Below are 19,227 nucleotides of genomic sequence, written 5' to 3' on the forward strand. Positions count from 1 at the left end.
GGTCAGGTCGTCTCCGCGGCGACCTTGGCGGGAACCGATTCCGCCGCGACCGGTCCGGTCGGCGCCGGCCCGGCGGTGTCCCTTTCCGGCGCGGGGGCGTCGGTGACGGTCCCGGGCTCCTCGGCCGTGTCCGCGGGCCGTTCCCCGGAGGCCGCCTTCGTCCCGGTGCCGGCGGACTCGGCCGCGGTCCTCGCCGTCCCGTGGGTGGTGGCGGTCCGCGTCTCGGCCGGGACGCCCTCCGTCTTGATCAGGATCGTGTGCGGCACTGCCTTCGCCGGCACCGCCACTTGTTCACCGTCGGCGGGCGTCGTGCGCGGCGGCAGCAGCTCCAGGACCGCCTGCCGGTGCGCGTCGCTCGTGGCGTCGTCGTAGGGATCCGGCGTGGCCGGCACCTGGAGCCGGTGCACCGGGCCCGAGCCGAGGCGGGCGTAGCCGCGGCCGGGCGGCACCTGGTCGACGGGCGTGGTGTGCGGGGCGGCGCCCAGCGCGGTCGTCAGTTCGCCAGCCGTGGCCGGACCGAGCACCACCCGCGCGCGCGTGTGCTGCTGCACGGCGTCGCAGAGGGCGTCCAGTGCGTCCAGCTGCTCGGCGACGACCACCGTCACGTTCGCCGCCCGGCCGTGCCGCAGCGGGATCTGGAGCAGGGACTGGGGGTCCCGGCGGCCGTCCGCGGCGGCGAGGTGCGTGAACGCGCTGGGCCGGTCCACGAGGACCCACAGGGGCCGCCGGGTGTCGTCGGGGGGCGGCTCGCCCTCCTGCCGGGCCCGGTTGAGGGAGATCAGCCGGCGCTCCGTCTCGTGGGCGGCCCACTCGAGGCTGGTCAGGGCTCCGGCGAGGCCGCACTCGACGGCCAGGACGCCGTCGCGCCCGGTCAGACAGGCGTACTCGCCGGTGCCGCCGCCGTCCACGACGACCAGGTCGCCGTGGTGCAGCGCCTGGAGGGCGATCGAGCGCAGGAGGGTGGACGTGCCGGTGCCGGGCCGGCCCAGGACGAGCAGATGCGGCTCGGTGGAGCGGATGCCCGTGCGCCAGACGACCGGCGGCACGTCCCGCTGTTCCTCGCCGTGGGTGAGCGGGAGGGTGCGCTGCACCCGGGTCGGGTCGGTGAAGCCCAGGACCGTCTCGCCCGGTGCCGTGACGAACCGCTGCACGGCGATGTCCGTGGGCAGCGGCGCGAGGACGGCGACCGTGAGGTGGTTGGCCTCCTCGTCCCACGTGTAGTGGTACTCGCGGCCCCGGCCGGCCTTGGCGGTGAGCAGGTGCTCGATGCGCGCCCGTGACGCCGCCTCCCCGTCCGTGAAGTACGCCGGGTAGCGGATCACCAGTTCGGCGACCCGGCCGGCGTCGTCGAACTCGTGGGCCGGGAAGGCCTTCTCCCAGTCACCGCCGTGGACGTACAGCGGATCGGGGTCCTCGGCGAGCGAGAAGTAGGGGACCAGCGCCTCGTAGAGCGACTTGAGGCGCTGGATCTGCGCGTCGTCGGGACCCTGCGGCCCCGGCGGCGTGCGGTCCCTGCCGTGCCACGCCGCCGCCGCCATCAGGACGGCGGCGGCGAGCAGCGGGCCGTACGGTGCCAGGACCACGACCAGGACCACGGAGGCCACCAGGAACAGCAGCGCACCGCGCCGGTCCCTGGGGGTCTCGGTCCATCTGCGCCGGGCGGCCGAGGCCAGCCGGCGCAGACCGCGGGCGATCGTGATGAGCGGCTGGAGGACGTCCGTGGCGCCGTCGGCCGCCGTCCGGGCCAGCTCCCGGCTCCGGGCGAGCTGTGCGCCGCCGTTGCTCAGAATGCGGGGGAGGGGCCGCCGGGCCACTGCTGCCTCCTGGGAGTCCGTACGTGCGGGTTGCGGGCGATCCGGGCCGTCAGAACTTGATTCCGCCGAGCAGGCCCGCCAGGCTCTCGCCGCCCGCCCTGATGCTCGGGGCGATGGCGGTACTCGCGAGGTAGAAGCCGAACAGGACCGCGACCAGCGCGTGCGAGGCCTTGAGGCCGTCCTTGCGGAAGAAGATGAAGACGACGATGCCGAGCAGGACCACGCCTGAGATCGAGAGGATCATGTGAGTTCTCCTGGTTCGCGGGGACAGTCACCATGAGTACTTCCAGGCTCACAGGATGTATCCATACTATTAAAGGTGCAAATGGAGGAATTTTCATAAAATTGCCCCGTGTGGCGCAGCGGTCCCCGCACCGGCCGGACGCAGGGGTTGCGCCCGTCCGGGTCCGTGACGATCTTTGCCTCGGGCGCGTCCGCTCATGTGCGGCACGAGCCAGTACCCTGGCGATTCACTCGTACGGCCGCACCGCTCGCGGCCGTGCGCACACGCAGTCCCCGACGTTCGTACGTCCGTGAGTGAGAGGTGGTCCGGCCGATGAGTGAAGCCCCCGACCCGGAGGTCGTGGAGCTGGCGACCAAGATCTTCGATCTGGCCCGGCAGGGGCGGACCGAGGAGCTGGTGGCCTACGTGGACGCCGGCGTGCCGGCCGACCTCACCAACGACCGGGGCGACTCCCTCGTCATGCTCGCCGCGTACCACGGCCACGCCGGCACCGTGCGCGCGCTGCTGACCCGCGGCGCCGACGCGGACCGGGTCAACGACCGGGGCCAGACCCCGCTCGCCGGTGCCGCCTTCAAGGGGGAGACGGACGTGACCAGGGCGCTCCTCGAGGCCGGCGCCGATCCGTCCGCGGGCACTCCGTCGGCGGTCGACACGGCGCGGATGTTCGCCCGGACCGAGCTGCTCGAGCTGTTCGGACTGGCGTGAACCACCGCTGATCCACTCCTGGTCCGACGTGCTGACCAGGGAAAATACGATAAACGGGGGAGGCGGTACGAGGCCGCCGAAATTTCGGTCGCGGCAGATGTGACCGCCGGGTCATCATGACGACGTGGTTCACGGACGCGATGGCTGGGCAGGTAGTGCCGCACCGCGCGGGCCGTGATGCGGCCCGCCTGGGCCACCGACGAGAGGCAGAGGAACATGGTTCACGGCAAGCAAGAGACGGCGGGCGCTCCGACGTGTTGTCACGCGGCCAGGTAACGCGTGGTTCCCGGTTGCGTCGACGCTTGATGTGAGGCTGTATCCCATGTTCGATCCGGTCATAGCGCCCAGCGGTACCCTGCTCGGCCTGCTGCAGCGGGGTCGAGGCGACGGCACGCTGCACGCGCTCACCGCCCCGCGCGCCGAGGCGCTCGCGGCGCTCAACCACTGCGTGCTGCGCGACCCCCGCCACGACTGGCAGGTGGAGAACCGCTCCCTCTACTACGCCCGCCTCTACCTCGACCTGAACGGCGAGCTGGACGCGATCGAGACCCACCTCTTCGACCCGGAGGACGTCCTCGACTCCGACGAGTCGCGCACCGGGCTGGCCCTCGCGGTCCTCGGCCACCTCGCCTCCTACGGCAGGCTCGACGCGCTCCACCTGCTGCGCCGGTACGCCGCCCACGGCGTCAACTGGGCCTGGGCCCTGGACGAGCTGGCGCTGCGCGACGACGACGCGGGACTGCGGGCCCTCGCCGCGCCCGTGCTGGCCCGCTTCCCGCGAGATCCCGAGGGCGACGCGGAGCTGGCCGCCGCCGTGCGCGACGCCTTCGAGCCCAGGCCCTGGCGGCTGTGGGCGGAGGATCCGCGCGAATCGATCGCCACGCGCGTGCGTGCCGCCCACGAGACGGGCTGCTTCGACCGGTGGCAGCGGCAGATGAGCCCCGGCGGGCCGCGCCCCGGCTGGAGCGTCGGAGCCGTGTTCGAGTGGGCCCAGCAGGGCGTGGAGCGCGGAGCCGCGCTCCACGTGCCCGCCGCCCGCTGCCTCACCGCGGTCGCGGGTCCGGACGACCGGGCCGAGATCGTCGAGGCCGCGCGGTCCGGCACCGAGGGCGCCCGCTGCACGGCCCTGCGCTATCTCGCCGACTGCGACGATCCCGAGGTCCTCGGTCTGATCGAGGCCGCGGTCGTCACCGGCCCGGCGCCCGTGGTCGAGGCCGCCGTCGCCGCCTACGAACGCATGCGCGGCCCCGCCGCGGTCGACCGGGCGCGCGGCTGGGTCCACCGGCCCGACGCCCTGGGCGCCGCCGCCGGACGCGTGCTCGCCTGCCGGGGCGGGGCGCAGGACAGCGAGCTCGTCCTCGCCGCGCTGCGGGAGGCGGTACGGGGCGAGGGCCCCGACGCGCCGACCCTGTGGACCCTCGTGGACGGCACCGGTCGGCTGGGCATCGCCTGCGCCGCCCCCGTGCTGCGCCACATCTACCGCGAGACCGCCTCCTCCCACCTGCGCGGCCGCGCCGCCCGAGCGCTGGCCGCCACCGACCCGTCCTTCGCCGCCGGCTTCGCCGTCGAGTGCCTGTGGGACTGCGAGGAGACGACCCGGGAACTGGCCGCCCGATACGCCGAGACCGGCGACAACCGCGTCGTCGAACGGCTGCGCAGGCTCGCCGCCGACCCGGCCGAGGAGGACGAGGTGCAGACGGCGGTGCGCAGCCGCTTCAACCCGGACGCGCCCGCCGTGTGAAGGGCCCGTTCCGCCCCGCCCGTTCCGGATCCGCCCGCCGTGTGACCCGCGGCCGCCCGGCCCGGAGCCGCCCGCCGCGCGGGGGGTGGGGTTTCGCGCGGTCCCCGTCGACGCGTGCCGTCCGGGTCCGGCGGCACGGCGGTGGGTGTGTCGCCGACGGGCTCCGTGTCCGGCACGGATGTCAGACCACGCGGTACTGCTCGTCGCGGGCGTCCGTGAGGAACATCTGCCCCGGGGCGTGGGTGATGGCGAAGGGCGGACGCGAGGCCGTCACCGCGGCCTGCGGAGTGACCCCGCAGGCCCAGAACACCGGGATGTCGTCCGGCGCGGTGTCCACCGGGTCACCGAAGTCGGGCCGGCCCAGGTCCTCGATGCCGAGTGCCGAGGGATCGCCGCAGTGCACCGGGCTGCCGTGCACGGCCGGGAGCAGGCCGGTCTCGTGGATCGCCGCCGACAGGTGCGCGGGCGGCACCGGGCGCATGGAGACCACCATCGGGCCGTGCAGCCGCCCGGCCGGACGGCACTGGCGGCCGGTCACGTACATCGGCACGTTGCGGCCCTGCTCGACATGGCGGATCGGCACGCCCGCCGAGGTCAGCGCCGACTCGAAGGTGAAGCTGCAGCCGAGCAGGAACGACACCAGGTCGTCCCGCCAGTGCGCGCGCACGTCCGTGGGCTCCTCCACCAGTTCGCCGTCCCGCCACACCCGGTAGCGCGGCAGGTCGGTGCGCAGGTCGGCCCCGTCGGCGAGAACGGTGGTCCAGCTCCCGGCGTCCGTGACGTCCAGCACCGGGCACGGCTTCGGGTTGCGCGTGCAGAACAGCAGCATGTCGTACGCCCAGTCGGCGGGCACCGAGATCAGGTTGGCCTGGGTGTGCCCGGCCGCCACTCCGGCGGTGGGGCCGGCCAGCCCGTTCCGGAAGCGGGCGCGGGCCGTTCCCGGGCTCCACGCGGGCGCGTGCTCCTCGACGAGGGTGATCGGCCGGTCCCCGGTCGCGCGCTGCGAGTGGTGCACGCCGGTTCCGTCCCGAGGGTCTCCGGCGGAGCCGGCGCCGCGCCGGCTGCGGTCGTGCGAGTCGAGGGCGTGGCCGCCGAACGCGGCGCCGTCCGTGGGGAGTCCGGCGCTGCCGGCATGGATGCCGGCGGGCGGAACCTGGCGTGGAGGGGTCGTACTCATGGGCACCTCGCAGGGGAGGACGGAGGGTGCTTGTCGAGTGAGCCGGTCGGTGCGACGGCGCCGTGCGAAGGGGGCGCCGCGGGGACATCTGACGGCACCGTAGGGGATCGTTCAACGATCCCTCAATACCCATGTTGTTTCGTGCAGGTATCTGCGATTGAATTCCGGTCATGGCAGAGCAGTTGACGGGACTGGCCGGCGACCGCGTCCTCCTCGGACGGACCAGCACCGCGGAGCGGGTCTCGGACATCCTCAGGAGCCGCATCGCGGACGGCTACTTCCCGCCCGGGACACGTTTGTCCGAGGACAGCATCGGCGGCGCCCTCGGCGTCTCCCGCAACACCCTGCGCGAGGCGTTCCGCCTGCTCACCCACGAACGCCTGCTCGTCCACGAGCTGAACCGCGGCGTCTTCGTCCGGGTCCTGACCGTCGAGGACGTCGAGGACATCTACCGCACCCGCGGCCTGGTCGAGTGCGCCGTCGTCCGCGGCCTCGGAGAGCCGCCGTACGCCCTCGACGGGGTCGCCACGGCCGTCGAGGACGGGCGCCGGGCGGCCGGCGAAGGTGACTGGAAAGGTGTGGGTACGGCCAACATCCACTTCCACCGGGAACTGGTCGCCCTTGCCGGCAGCGAACGCACGGACGAGCTGATGCGCAGCGTCTTCGCCGAACTGCGCCTCGCCTTCCACGTCGTGGACGACCCGCGGCGCCTGCACGAGCCGTACATCGCGCGGAACGCGGAGATACTGGAGGCGCTCCGCGCGGGGGACCGGGAGGGGGCCGAGCGGCTGCTCGCCGGCTACCTCGAGAAGTCCCTGGAGCGGCTCGTGGACGTGTACCTGCGGCGGGTCGGCGACGACGGGGCCGCACCGGCCTGAGGGGCGGCGGGGGCCCGGCGACGGCCGGTGCCGGGGGCGGTGGTTCTGCGCCGTTTGGGTTGTTGTCGGAGCGAGGACCTAGTCTGTGCACCGTGACTTCGCCTGCATCGACGGACAGTGTTCCGCCCCAGCTCAGCGCGGGGCCGCGCCCTGCCCCGGGCCCGGCCGCCGACGAGGGACTGGCGCGGCGGCTGCGCGCGCTCGCCTGCACGGCGCCGCTGCACGACCTCGACGCGCGCAAGGCCAACCTCGCCGGCGAGTACTCGGTGTACGGCATGGCGGAGGTCGCCCTCGCCGCCATCGACCTCGTCACCCTGAACATGGACTTCGACACGGGCGCCGACCACGACCAGATAGTCGCCCGGCTCGTCCCGCGCGTCGCCGCCCAGGCCCCCTCGCGTCCGGCCGCCGAGCACGAGCGGGTGGCCCGCTGGGTCCTGGAGAACCTGATCAACGTCGGCAGCGTCGACCGGGGCTTCCGCGCGGTGTACGGCACCTTCGAGCCGGACGGCACCTATGTGCGGCGCGACTACGACTTCAAGCTGCTGGAGGAGGTGCCCGGCCCCGGCGGCACCGTCTATCTGCGCACCACCGACGAAGCGGTCAACGTCCTGGTCGGCGCCCTGGACACCGATGTCACCAGCGCCCAGATCGCCGCCGAGGTCAAGCTGGAGGTGCTGATCAGCCGCGGCAGGCTCGCGGACGCCCAGCTCGCCGCCGAGCAGGCCCGGTACCGGACCGTGCAGTACTCGGAGACCCTGCGCAAGGCCCTGGACGCCACCCGGCGCAACGTCCGCGCGGTCGACTGGCTGAACACCGTGCCCGACATGATCACCGAGGCCCTGGACCACGTCGCCGACCGGTACCGCCACGAGAACGCGATCCTCACCAACATCCGCAAGGCCCGCGACGAGTCCGAGGAGCCCGAGCACAAGCGCCGCGCCGCCGAGCTCGTCGACATCGTCAAGGACTGCATCCGCCGCCACACCCAGCTCCAGTCCCGGCTGCTGGAGGCCGGCCCGCTCTTCCGCGCCGAACAGGACCGGCAGGCCTTCGCCACCCCCCTGACGACCTCGGGCCTCGACCTGTACGGGCACCTCCTCGCCCCCGTCCTGCCGCTGCCCCTGGAGCAGGCGCTGCGCGCGACCGACGCCTTCTTCGCGCACGGCACCGGTCTGCGCACACCCGTCTCCGTGCGGGTCGGCGACCTCGTCGACATCCTGCTGACCCCGCCGGTGGAGCGGGAACACCTCGGCGCCGAGATGCCGGAGCCCGACCTGATCGCCACCCCGGACGACAGCCGCTTCAGCGAGGAGCAGCTGGCCTCCGCCATGGAGCTGCTCGACGTGCCGCACGACGCCCCGCGCCGGCTGTCCGGGCTGCTGGCCGACGCCCGCGCGCAGGACCCCGACCTGCCCTACCTCGTCGCCCTGCTGGCCGTGCACGCGGCCAGCCCACCGGTCGGCACCGCCTACCGGCAGGGCGAGCCCAAGCTGCTGTTCGCCGTGGACGACGGCACCGAACTGGACGATCCCGAGTTCGGCGGCGCCGACCTCATCGTCGGTACGGCGCTGCTGGACGCGGCCGGGATGGCGGCGGACCGGACGGAGGCGGCATGAAGGCCCCCCGGCACCGGCCGCACCCCCGCGAGCCGCACCACCGCCCGTACCGGTCACGCCACCGCGTGACGCAGCCGCACCACCGCGGGCACCGGCCGCACCGCGATCACCAGCCCCACCACCGCGACCACGAGGAGCACCGACCGTGACCGAGCACGTCGACCGGAGCGAACCGGCGGAGCCGGGAGCCGCACCGGCCACCGCGGCCGTCACGCCCGCCGACGCCGCCGACGCGGCGCGACTCGTGGCCTTCGGCCTCCAGCCCAAGCTGCTCCCCGCCCGCGACCAGGAGTACGCCGACCTGCTGCGCCGGTACCGCGAGGATCCGCCCTTCGCGCGCCTCGCCGACGCCGTGGCCACCGGCCTCGGCCTCGTCGTCCTGGAGGTGTCCCCGCGCGCGGGCATGGCCGTGACGGCCGCCGAGGACTCGGTGTTCGCCGTCCGCATGGGCGACTACGCGCGCCGCGCCGCCACCGACTCCGGCGACCGCTTCCTCCACGGCCTCGCCCACCTCGCCGTCGCCGCCATGGCCTACCCGCGCCCCGAGGACCTCGCCGACGACGGCTACATCGGCCGCGTCACCGTCAACGGCGTGGACGCCTTCGTCCGCCAGGCCTGCCGGCGCCTGGAGGAGCGCGCGGAGCAGCAGGGCGAGAACACCGACCCGGCCACCGACGCCCCCGGCCTGGAGGCGGCCTGGCGGATCTGGGCCAGGCGCAGCGCCACCGGCGCCACCAAGGACGCGCGCAGACTCCCCGGTTCCACCACCGGCATCGTCGGCAAGGCCGCCGCGTTCCTCACCGAGTCGGGCTTCCTCCAGCGCACCGGCGACGACAACGGCGGCACCTACCGCACGACCGCCCGCTACCAGCTCCAGGTGCGGGACATGGCGGGCAGCGCCGCGATGGCCGAGCTGCTGGAGCTCGGTGTCGTCCCGGTCACCGACGGCACGGCGACCCTGCTGCCCGCGGACGACACGGAGGACCTGGAGCTGGTCGCCGACGCGGGACTGCCGTTCCACTCGTCCTGACCCTGCTCCCCGACGCCCGCCCCACCACGCCCCCGAACGTCCCCGACTTCACGAAGACTTACGAGAGTCCGCCATGTACGAGCTGTCCCGGGTCCGCCTCTACTCCATCGGACCCGCCGGTGCGCGCTACGCCGACACCGTGCTTGACCTGCGCGGTGTCGGCGAGCCCGTGCCCCGCCCCGCGCCCGCTCAGGCGGAGTTCTTCGAGGAGGAGCCCGTCGGCCCGCCGCGCCGTCCCGCGCCCGCGGGCGTGCTGTTCCTGGAGAACGGCGGCGGCAAGTCCGTCCTGCTCAAGCTGATCTTCTCCGTGATGCTGCCGGGCCACCGCAACACCCTGGGCGGCGCCAGCTCCGGCGTGCTGCGCAAGTTCCTGCTCGCCGACGACTGCGGCCACGTGGCGCTGGAGTGGCAGCACGTGCAGACCGGCGAGTGCGTCGTCGTCGGCAAGGTCAGCGAGTGGCGGGGACGCCAGGTCTCCAACGATCCGCGGAAGTTCGCCGAGGCCTGGTACTCGTTCCGGCCCGGCCCCGGACTCACCCTGGACAACCTGCCCGTCGCCGAGGCCACCTCCGTCCGCCCGCCCGTCGAGGGCGTCTCCGGCGCCCAGGGCCGGCGGCGCACCATGAAGGGCTTCCGGGACGCGCTCACCGATGCCGGCAAGGCCTACCCGCACCTGGAGGTGCACTGGGAGGAGACCCACGACCGCTGGATCGAGCACCTCGGCGACCTGGGCCTCGACCCCGAACTCTTCCGCTACCAGCGCGAGATGAACGCCGACGAGGGCGAGGCGGCCGGCCTGTTCGCGGTCAAGAAGGACGCCGACTTCACCGACCTGCTGCTGCGCGCCGTCACCGACACCCGCGACACCGACGGACTCGCCGACCTGGTCAGCGGCTTCGGCAACAAGCTGGGCCGCCGCGCCGAGCTGATGGCCGAACGCGACTTCACCGCCGGCTCCGTCGACCTCCTGGGACGGATCGTCGAGGCCGCCGAGGCCCGCACCCGCGCCCGGGACATCCACACCGGAGCCGAACGCCGCACCAGGGCCCTGGCCCGCCGGCTCTCGGCACGCGGCGGCCAGGAGCGGGCCCGGGCGGCCGACCTCGCCCAGCGGGTCACCGCCGCCGCCTACGCCGTCACGCACACCGAGTCGGCCCGCCACCGCAGCGGCCTCGTCGCGGCCGAACTCGCCTACCGGCACGCCTCCCTGGCACTGACCGCCGCCGAGAAGTCGGCCGCCGCGCAGAAGCGCGAACTCGCCGACGCGCGCACCCTGCACTCCGCCTGGCAGGCCGCCGAAGCCGTCCTGCGCCACCGCGCCGCCGCCGACCGCGTCGCCCGCGTGTCCGCCGCCATCCAGGAGGCCGAACGGGACGCGGCGCCCGCGCTCGCCGCCCGCGCCAGAGCCGCCGTCGACCTCGTCCGCGCCCTGCACGCGGCGGCCGGCAAGGCCGAGCACCAGGCCAACGAGGAGGAGGAGCGGTCCGCCGCCCTCCAGGACGTCGGCGACGCCGCCCACCGGGACTCCACCGCCGCCGCCACCGAGGCCCAGCGGGCCCGCAGCGAGGCCGGGCACCTGCGCCAGCGTCTGACCGAGGTCGAGCAGGAGACCGCCGAGGCGGTCCGCGCCGGCTGGCTCGACGACAGCGCCCCCGACGCCGACCCCGCCCGCGCCGCCCTCGAGGCCAGCGACGCGGAGAAGACGACGGTCGCCGCCTGGGACACCGCCCGCGAGGCCGCCCGCCGGGCCACCGAGCACGCGCGCGAGGCCGCCGCCGCCGAGACCCGCGCCGAGCTGACCGCCGCCCGCGCGGCCGACGCGGCCACCGCCGCCGAGCGCGCCCACGAGGCCGAACGCCGCACGGCCGCTGCCCTGGCCGCCGAGGACCGGCTCGCGGAGCTGCTCGGCCTGGCCGCCACGCCCCGCCCGGGCATCCCCCAGCCCCGGCAGGACGCGGACCACGACCGCCCCGCCGACCCGCCCCGGACATCCGGCGGCGCCCTGACCGCCGAGGAACTCGACCGCTTCGCCGACGAACTGCGCGAGCTGCTCGACGACACGGTCTCCTCCGCCGAGCGCCACCTGTTCGACCTGCGCACCGCCGCCGCCGACGACTCCCGCATCCTCGGCGCCCTCGGCGACGGCGGACTGCTGCCGGCCGGCCCCGACGTGCTGGCCACCGTGGAGTTCCTCGGAGAGCACGGCATCCCCGCCCTGCCCGGCTGGCGCTACCTGGCGCAGGCCGTCGACCCCGCCGACCACGCGCGCGTGCTGGCCGCCCGGCCCGAGCTGGTCGACGGTGTGATCATCACCGACCCGGACTCGCACACCCGCGCCCGGGACGTCCTCGGCGACGCGGCCCTGCTGCCGCGCTCCGCGGTCGCCGTCGGCACCGCCGCCGCCCTGCTCGCGCCCACCCCGGCCACCGAGTCCGGCGCCGAGGACGTCTTCCTCGTACCGCCGAACCCCGCCATGCACGACGAGCACGCCGCCGACGAGGAGCGCCAGGCCCTGCGCGCGCGGGCGGCGGAACGCGACGAGGAGATCCGCGCACTCGCCGCCCGGCTCGGCAAGGACCGGGAACTGGCGGCCCGGCTCGCCTCCTGGCGCTCCGGCTGCCCCGCCGGGCGCCTCGCCGAACTGGCGCGGACCGCCGAGGAGGCGCGCGCCTTCGCCGAGGAGACCGAGGCCGAGCTGACCGAGGCGCGCACCGTGCGGGCCGAGGCCGACGAGAACGCCGCCGAGGCCGTCCGGATGCGCGACGAACGCCAGGAGGCCGCGCAGAAGGCCCGCCGCGCCGCCGACGCCCTCGCGGGACTCGCCTTCCGGCTGCGCGAGCGCGCCGGCTGGCAGGCCAGGCTCCGGGAGCTCGCCGACGAGGGCGCCGAGGCCGAGGCCCGCGCCCAGGTCTGCCTGGAGCGGGCCCGCGCCGCCGACGAGGACCGCCGCGCCGCCCAGCGCGCCGCCGACGACGCCCGTCGCACCGCCCGAGCCCTGCGCGCCGAGCGCGCCGAGATCGCGGGCGCCCCCGACGACGTGCCCGACGACGCACCCGGGAACGGCACGGACGCGCCGAAGGCTCTGCCGGACCTCCGCGAGGCCTACCGCGCCGCCTCCCAGGTGTACGAGAAGGTCGGCGTCGGCGCCGACCTGCGCGCCGAGCAGGCCCGCGCGGAGAGCGACGAGAGCGCGGCCCGCGCGGAGCTGGACCGGCTCAGCAACAAGGTCCGCACCCGGGCCGCGCAGCTGCTGGAGTCGCCCGACGGCTCCGACGGGCCCTCCCGGCAGGCCGCCGCCGCCCGCGCCGAAGAGCTGGTGCAGCTCCTGGAGACCCGCGTGTCGACCGCGAGCGAGCAGCTCGGCCGGCTGCGCGGCGAGGCCGAGCGGCACGCACCCGAGGACGGCGACGCCCACACCGAACTCCCCGAGGACCTGGTCCCGGCCGACGCCGAGCACGCCCAGGCCCTGCTGCGCACGGCCACCGCGGAACTCGCCTCCCGCACCGAGGCCCTGGCCCAGGCCCGCGACGCCCACGCCCAGCTGCTCGACGCGCACCGCGCCGCCGAGGACGCGGCCGGCGGCTTCGACGAGATCGCCGCGATGCTCCGCGACCTGCTGCGCGATCCGGCGTCCGACGACGAGCCGCAGGACCACGACCCCTACCCGGGGAGCCTGGACGAGGCCCGGCAGTCCGCCGCCGAGACCCGCCGGTCGCTGCGCGGCTGCGCCGCCGACCTGTCCGCCGCGGAGGCGGCCGTCCGCGAGGCGAGCGACGTCCTCGTCCGGCACGCCAACTCCACGCGCTACGAACAGGTCCGCACCCCGGCACGGCAGCAGATCCGCGAGCTGCCCGCCTCCGCGCTGCCCGAGCACGCGGGCAAGTGGGCGGACGCCTTCGCGCCCCGGCTGCGGGTCCTGACCGACGAGCTGGCCCAGCTGGAGCGCAACCGCGACTCGATCGTGGACCGGCTGCGCGGCCTGGTCGAGTCTGCCCTCGCCACCCTGCGCTCCGCCCAGCGGCTCTCCCGGCTGCCGGAAGGGCTCGGCGAGTGGTCCGGGCAGGAGTTCCTGCGCATCCGCTTCGAGGAGCCCGACCAGGCCACCCTCACCGAGCGGCTCGGCGAGGTCGTCGACGAGGCGACCAGGGCGGCCGTGCGGAAGAACTCCGACCTGCGCCGCGACGGCATGTCCCTGCTGCTGCGCGGCGTCGCCGCCGCCCTCCAGCCGAAGGGCGTCGCCGTCGAGATCCTCAAGCCCGACGCCGTCCTGCGGGCCGAGCGCGTCCCCGTCGGGCAGATGGGCGACGTCTTCTCCGGCGGCCAGCTGCTCACCGCGGCCATCGCCCTCTACTGCACGATGGCGGCGCTCCGCAGCAACGACCGGGGCCGCGACCGGCACCGGCACGCCGGCACCCTGTTCCTCGACAACCCCATCGGCCGAGCCAACGCCACGTATCTGCTGGAGCTCCAGCGGGCCGTCTCCGACGCGCTCGGCGTGCAGCTCCTCTACACCACCGGCCTGTTCGACACGACCGCCCTGGCCGAGTTCCCGCTGGTCATCCGGTTGCGCAACGACGCCGACCTCAGGGCCGGCCTGAAGTACATCAGCGTGGAGGAGCACCTGCGACCGGGGCTGCCCCAGCAGGCCCCGGCCGGCGAGGCGGACGCGGTGCACAGCGAGATCACGGCGACCCGGATGTACAAGCGGCCCGCGCCCGCCCCCCAGCCACCCGCCTAGCCGCCCGCACACCGCGGCCGGCAAAGAGGCACCGCCGGACACCGGATGTCCGGCGGTGCCCAGGACCGGCACACGGCCGCTCAGGGATGCGAAAGCTGCCCCGCGCGGCCGCGCCCGCGTATCCGCCCGAGGGCGCGCTCGGCGGTCCGTGCCTGCCGCCGCGCCCGGCGCCGTTCGCGCCGCATGGCCCGCGCGGTGCTGCTCGGCACCGACACGACACCGTGGCGCTGGTTCCAGACCTGACGCGTCACCCACACGTCGAGTACGCCCCACGTGGCCACCACCGTGCCGGCCACGCTGCTGAGCACCATCGGGAACGCCAGCCAGGATCCGGCCATCGTGCACAGGAAGGCCACCATCGCCAGGATCAGCGTCACGGCCACGACGAGCACCGCACGCACCGCGGCGGTACGCACCGGGTCCGGCAGCCGTCGTCGCCGAGCGGGCTCCTCCGTCCACAACTGCCGGTAGACCGGCTGCGGTTCCCGCCGGTCCCGCTCCGGCCCCTCGACGGCGCGTCCGCGCGCCGGGATGTCGCGATCCGGTACCCCGGGACCCGATCCCGCCGCCGACGCGGCCGCCCCGGCGTCCTCCGGCGCCCTGCGCCGCTCCGCCGTGCCCATCACCATGTCACTCCCCACCGCCTGCCAACCGCTCGCCCGCGTCCGAAGACCCGGCTCCCCTCTGGCTGCCCGGCTTGCCTCGCTTTACGCCGCCCGGAGGCGGGATGCGGCTCCTGTGGCCGATTCCGCCCCGGTTTCCCTAGGGGAAGGACGAACCGCGGCCCGCCAGGATTCCCGGAAATTCCCCGTAGTCGAAAAGTTTCGGCCAACTCGCCCGCCGTGCCGCGCCGGCATGCCCGCGCACCGTCCGCCGGAACCCGGGAGCAATCTCCCGCAATGACCGGACAACTCACCATCTCCCGCCGTCGGTGCGGAAGTTGACCCTCCGGAAAGGCCTTCGAGTTCCCTGTGCGTCAGTAGTAGGCTCGCGCCGTTTGTTGACGCACATGTGTGCCCCCTGCCGGTGGGGGTCCAGCTGGGGGAGTCCATGCGCTTTCGCGGGAAGTCGATCCGCCGGAAGATCGTGGCGCTGCTTCTCGTGCCGCTGGTGTCCCTGACGGCGATCTGGGCCTTCGCCACGGTGCTCACGGGTCGTGAGGCGGGCCGGCTGTTCAGCGTGTCGACCCTCGTCGAGCAGGTCGGCTACCCCGTCGAGGACACCGTCCGCGTCCTCCAGCAGGAACGCCGCCAGACCCTCGTCCACCTCGCCGACCCACGCGCCTCCGACGGCCTCTCCGCCCTTGAGCGCAGCCGCACCGCCACCGACGAGGCCGTCGCCGAGATCCGCCGCAACGCCGCCGACTCCGACGTGCGCGACGCGCTCGACGAGGCCGGGAAGGACCGCCTGACCGCGGTCCTGGACTCCTTCGACGGCATCGCCCCCCTGCGCCGCAGCGTCGAGGACGGCACCGTCGACCGCGCGCAGGCGCTCGGCCTCTACAACCGCCTGGTCGACCCCTGCCACGCCCTGCTCGCCAACCTCCGCGTCGTCGACGACGTCGGCCTCTACAAGGAGTACCGCGCCCTCGTCAACGTCTCCCGCGCCCGCGAACTGCTCTCCCGGGAGGACGCCCTGCTCGGCTCCGCCCTGGTCACCGGCAGGCTCACCCGGAGCGAGACACGGGACGTCTCGGACCTCGTCGCGCAGCGCACCGTGCTGTACGAGAGCAACCTCCCGCTGCTGCCCGCCACGGAGCGCGGCCGGTACGAGCGCTTCTGGAAGAACGCCTCCTCCGCCCCCCTGCGCGTCGCCGAGGAGGCGGCCGTCTCCACCGAGGACGGGACCCCCCGCGGGGTCAGCGCCGAGAGCTGGGACACCGCCGCCGGGAGCGTCCTCGACGAACTCGGCGACCTCGACGACCAGGCCGCCGACCGTTACCAGGACCGCGTCCGGCCGGTCGCGATGAACGTCATCACCAAGGCGGTCGTCGCCGGCGCGCTCGGACTGATCGCCGTGCTGTTCTCCCTCTTCCTGTCCGTCCGCGTCGGCCGCGCCCTGATCCGCGACCTCAGGCAGCTGCGCCTGGAGGCCCACGAGGCCTCCGGCGTCCGCCTGCCCGGCGTCATGCGCCGTCTCTCGGCGGGCGAGCAGGTCGACGTGGAGACCGAGGTGCCGCGCCTGGAGTACGACAGGAACGAGATCGGCGAGGTCGGCCAGGCCCTCAACACGCTCCAGCGCGCCGCCGTGGAGGCCGCCGTCAAGCAGGCCGAACTGCGTTCCGGGGTCTCCGAGGTGTTCGTCAACCTCGCCCGCCGCAGCCAGGTACTGCTGCACAAGCAGCTCACCCTGCTCGACACCATGGAACGCCGCACCGAGGACACCGAGGAACTCGCCGACCTCTTCCGCCTGGACCACCTGACCACCCGTATGCGCCGGCACGCGGAGGGCCTGGTCATCCTCTCCGGCGCCGCCCCCTCCCGGCAGTGGCGCAAGCCCGTCCAGCTCATGGACGTGGTGCGGGCCGCGGTCGCCGAGGTCGAGGACTACGAGCGCATCGAGGTCCGCCGGCTGCCCCGCATCGCAGTCACCGGGCCGGCCGTCGCCGACCTCACCCACCTGGTGGCCGAACTCCTGGAGAACGCCACGGTGTTCTCGCCTCCGCACACCGCCGTGCAGGTCCTCGGCGACCGGGTCGCCAACGGATTCACCCTGGAGATCCACGACCGCGGCCTCGGCATGACGGCCGAAGCGCTCCTCGACGCCAACCTCCGGCTCGCCGAGACCCCGGACTTCGAACTCTCCGACACCGACCGGCTCGGCCTGTTCGTCGTCAGCCGGCTGGCCCAGCGGCAGAACGTCCGGGTCTCCCTGCAACCCTCCCCGTACGGCGGCACCACCGCCGTCGTCTTCGTCCCCGACGCGCTGCTGACCGACGACGCGCCCGACACCAACGGCATCGGGTTCCGCCTCGACCGGCCGCAGCAGGCCAGGGAGAACGAGCGGGAGGCAAGCCGACGTTCCGCCCTCGCCCACGTGCCGGCCCGGCTGCCGGGCCGCCCGGCACCCCTGCTGGACGGACCGGTCGAACTGGAGGCGCCCGTCGACCTGGACGCCCTCGGCGACCTCCCCGGCGGGCTCGACGAGGACGGCGAGCGCGGCGGCCTCTTCCGCCCGCGGCGTTCCCTCGCCGCGGCCGACGACGACGCGGTGATCCGCCGCGGCGAACGACGAGGCCAGGACGCCGAGGGGCCGCCGCGCCCGGACCGGTTCCCCGCGGCCCCGGAACCGCCCGGAAGCTCCGAGCGGCCGGACGGTCCGGTCCGGCCCGGTGCCCAGGGAGACCCGAACGCCCCGGTCCCGCTGCCCCGCCGACGGACCCCCAAGCTGGTCAGCTCGCACGGACGCCCCGTCCCCGAGCGCGGCTCCCGCGACCGTGCGGACGACACGCCCCGGACCGACACCGGAGACCGGGCGGACCGTCCGGAACCCGACGCGCTGCCGTCCCTCCCGTCCCGCCGCCGCGGTACCCCCCGCGCGCAGGGCGGGCCCCCGGCGGACGGCGGACCCGCGCGGGACGGCGACCCCGGCCGGACGCCCGGCCCCCCCGCCCTCCCGAGCCGCGCCCGGCCCGCCGAGCCCGTGTCCGGTGCCGCGGACGACTCCGGACCGGGCACCGGCGCCGACGACGGCGCGCTGCCCCGACGCGTGCGGCAGGCCAACCTGGCCCCCCAGCTCAAGCGCGGCACCGGAAAGCCCGCCGAGGACCGGTCCGCCCCGGCCGACCGGGACGCCGAGGAAGTGCGCAGCCGCATGGCCTCGCTCCAGCGCGGCTGGCAGCGCGGTCGCCAGGAGAACGCCGCGGGCGACGCCCCGTCCGACGACGGCACACCACCACAGGCGTCACGACCACCGACGCCACAGGCACCACAGGCACCACAACGAACGACTAAGGGGGACGGTCGATGACCGCACCGAAGGCGACCGACCACACGACGGCCGGGTCCGGGGAGCTCAACTGGCTCCTCGACGACCTGGTGGAGCGTGTCGCGAGCATCCGCAAGGCCGTGGTCCTGTCCGGCGACGGCCTGGCCACCGGGGCTTCCAAGGACCTGACCAGGGAGGACAGCGAGCACCTGGCAGCAGTGGCCTCCGGCTTCCACCTCAAGCGCGGCACCGGAAAGCCCGCCGAGGACCGGTCCGCCCCGGCCGACCGGGACGCCGAGGAAGTGCGCAGCCGCATGGCCTCGCTCCAGCGCGGCTGGCAGCGCGGTCGCCAGGAGAACGCCGCGGGCGACGCCCCGTCCGACGACGGCACACCACCACAGGCGTCACGACCACCGACGCCACAGGCACCACAGGCACCACAACGAACGACTAAGGGGGACGGTCGATGACCGCACCGAAGGCGACCGACCACACGACGGCCGGGTCCGGGGAGCTCAACTGGCTCCTCGACGACCTGGTGGAGCGTGTCGCGAGCATCCGCAAGGCCGTGGTCCTGTCCGGCGACGGCCTGGCCACCGGGGCTTCCAAGGACCTGACCAGGGAGGACAGCGAGCACCTGGCAGCAGTGGCCTCCGGCTTCCACAGCCTCGCCAAGGGAGTGGGCCGCCACTTCGACGCGGGCAGCGTCCGGCAGACGGTCGTCGAACTCGACGACGCCTTCCTGTTCGTCACGGCCGCCGGCGACGGCAGCTGCCTCGCCGTCCTGTCGGACGCCGACTCCGACGTCGGCCAGGTCGCCTACGAGATGACCCTCCTCGTCAAGCGGGTCGGTGCGCACCTGGGCACCGCCCCGCGCACCGATCTGCCCTCGGGCGGGTAAGTGGGATGACATGAGCGCAGACGGTCAGGGAACAGACCACTGGTTCGACGACGAGGCCGGCCCCGTCGTCCGTCCGTACGCCATGACACGCGGCCGCACCAGCAGCACGGCCCAGCACCGCCTCGACCTCATCGCGGTGGTCGTCTCGGAACCGCACGCGGACGATCCGGAGGCGGACGTCACGCTCGCCCCGGAGCACGTGGACATCGTCGGGCTGTGCCGGGACACCCCGCAGTCGGTCGCCGAACTCGCCGCCGGACTCGACCTGCCCGTCGGCGTCGTACGCGTCCTGGTCGGGGACCTCGTCGACGCCGAACTCGTGCACGTCAACCGGCCGGTGCCCCCGGCCGAACTACCGGACGAGAACATCCTGCGCGACGTGATCAACGGCCTGCGAGCACTGTGAAAGCGGTCCCGCGGCTCGCCGGAGCGGCCCGCGGGCACGGTAAGGAG

General features: G+C 74.7%; 14 protein-coding genes. 10 read left to right on the forward strand and 4 right to left on the reverse strand.

Annotated elements, in window-relative coordinates:
* Positions 1-2 precede the first annotated feature (2 nt).
* Together ACFWJB_RS13470 and ACFWJB_RS13475 are read right to left on the reverse strand one after the other, a co-directional pair.
* Complete coding sequence (locus ACFWJB_RS13470; protein WP_386922227.1) at positions 3-1,814, reverse strand: hypothetical protein; 1,812 nt, start codon at positions 1,812-1,814, stop codon at positions 3-5.
* Between the two features lie 49 nt (positions 1,815-1,863).
* Complete coding sequence (locus ACFWJB_RS13475) at positions 1,864-2,058, reverse strand: hypothetical protein (RefSeq protein ID WP_161166034.1); 195 nt, start codon at positions 2,056-2,058, stop codon at positions 1,864-1,866.
* Positions 2,059-2,370: 312 nt separating this feature from the next.
* On the opposite strand from ACFWJB_RS13475, the gene ACFWJB_RS13480 reads away from it, so the two are divergent.
* Together ACFWJB_RS13480 and ACFWJB_RS13485 are read left to right on the forward strand one after the other, a co-directional pair.
* Positions 2,371-2,763, forward strand: coding sequence for an ankyrin repeat domain-containing protein (locus ACFWJB_RS13480; RefSeq protein ID WP_386922230.1), 393 nt, complete (start codon positions 2,371-2,373; stop codon positions 2,761-2,763).
* A 322-nt stretch (positions 2,764-3,085) separates the two neighbouring features.
* A complete protein-coding gene (locus tag ACFWJB_RS13485; RefSeq protein ID WP_385457765.1) occupies positions 3,086-4,504 on the forward strand; it encodes a HEAT repeat domain-containing protein in 1,419 nt (472 codons plus the stop codon).
* Between the two features lie 181 nt (positions 4,505-4,685).
* Here ACFWJB_RS13485 and ACFWJB_RS13490 read toward each other — a convergent pair whose 3' ends face one another.
* Complete coding sequence (locus tag ACFWJB_RS13490) at positions 4,686-5,681, reverse strand: putative hydro-lyase (protein WP_386922232.1); 996 nt, start codon at positions 5,679-5,681, stop codon at positions 4,686-4,688.
* Positions 5,682-5,851: 170 nt separating this feature from the next.
* On the opposite strand from ACFWJB_RS13490, the gene ACFWJB_RS13495 reads away from it, so the two are divergent.
* From ACFWJB_RS13495 to ACFWJB_RS13510, 4 genes are all read left to right on the forward strand, one after another.
* Positions 5,852-6,559, forward strand: coding sequence for a GntR family transcriptional regulator (locus tag ACFWJB_RS13495; protein ID WP_385457762.1), 708 nt, complete (start codon positions 5,852-5,854; stop codon positions 6,557-6,559).
* 92 nt (positions 6,560-6,651) lie between these two features.
* The gene (locus ACFWJB_RS13500) at positions 6,652-8,178 is read left to right on the forward strand and encodes a hypothetical protein (protein ID WP_385457760.1); all 1,527 of its coding nucleotides are present in this window, start codon (positions 6,652-6,654) and stop codon (positions 8,176-8,178) included.
* A gap of 145 nt (positions 8,179-8,323) precedes the next feature.
* A complete protein-coding gene (locus ACFWJB_RS13505) occupies positions 8,324-9,208 on the forward strand; it encodes a hypothetical protein (protein ID WP_385457758.1) in 885 nt (294 codons plus the stop codon).
* A gap of 73 nt (positions 9,209-9,281) precedes the next feature.
* Entirely contained in the window at positions 9,282-13,946 is a 4,665-nt protein-coding gene (locus ACFWJB_RS13510) for a hypothetical protein (protein ID WP_386922235.1), read from the forward strand.
* Positions 13,947-14,026: 80 nt separating this feature from the next.
* On the opposite strand, the gene ACFWJB_RS13515 is transcribed toward ACFWJB_RS13510, so the two are convergent.
* The gene (locus ACFWJB_RS13515; RefSeq protein WP_386922254.1) at positions 14,027-14,569 is read right to left on the reverse strand and encodes a hypothetical protein; all 543 of its coding nucleotides are present in this window, start codon (positions 14,567-14,569) and stop codon (positions 14,027-14,029) included.
* A 427-nt stretch (positions 14,570-14,996) separates the two neighbouring features.
* Here ACFWJB_RS13515 and ACFWJB_RS13520 point away from each other — a divergent pair, with 427 nt between their 5' ends.
* Genes ACFWJB_RS13520 through ACFWJB_RS13535 form a run of 4 tightly spaced genes read left to right on the forward strand, consistent with a single transcriptional unit; the run spans position 14,997 to position 19,180 of the window.
* Positions 14,997-17,915, forward strand: a complete 2,919-nt coding sequence (locus ACFWJB_RS13520) for a nitrate- and nitrite sensing domain-containing protein (protein WP_386922237.1) — start codon at positions 14,997-14,999, stop codon at positions 17,913-17,915.
* A complete protein-coding gene (locus ACFWJB_RS13525; protein ID WP_386922239.1) occupies positions 17,912-18,343 on the forward strand; it encodes a roadblock/LC7 domain-containing protein in 432 nt (143 codons plus the stop codon). The genes ACFWJB_RS13520 and ACFWJB_RS13525 overlap by 4 nt, the downstream gene beginning before the upstream one ends.
* Positions 18,340-18,774, forward strand: a complete 435-nt coding sequence (locus ACFWJB_RS13530; protein WP_385457750.1) for a roadblock/LC7 domain-containing protein — start codon at positions 18,340-18,342, stop codon at positions 18,772-18,774. Before ACFWJB_RS13525 ends, ACFWJB_RS13530 begins: the two co-directional genes overlap by 4 nt.
* A gap of 10 nt (positions 18,775-18,784) precedes the next feature.
* Complete coding sequence (locus ACFWJB_RS13535; protein WP_385457749.1) at positions 18,785-19,180, forward strand: DUF742 domain-containing protein; 396 nt, start codon at positions 18,785-18,787, stop codon at positions 19,178-19,180.
* The last annotated feature ends 47 nt before the right edge of the window (positions 19,181-19,227 follow it).

This window comes from Streptomyces sp. NPDC127100 (assembly GCF_042724095.1).
GTDB lineage: Bacteria > Actinomycetota > Actinomycetes > Streptomycetales > Streptomycetaceae > Streptomyces.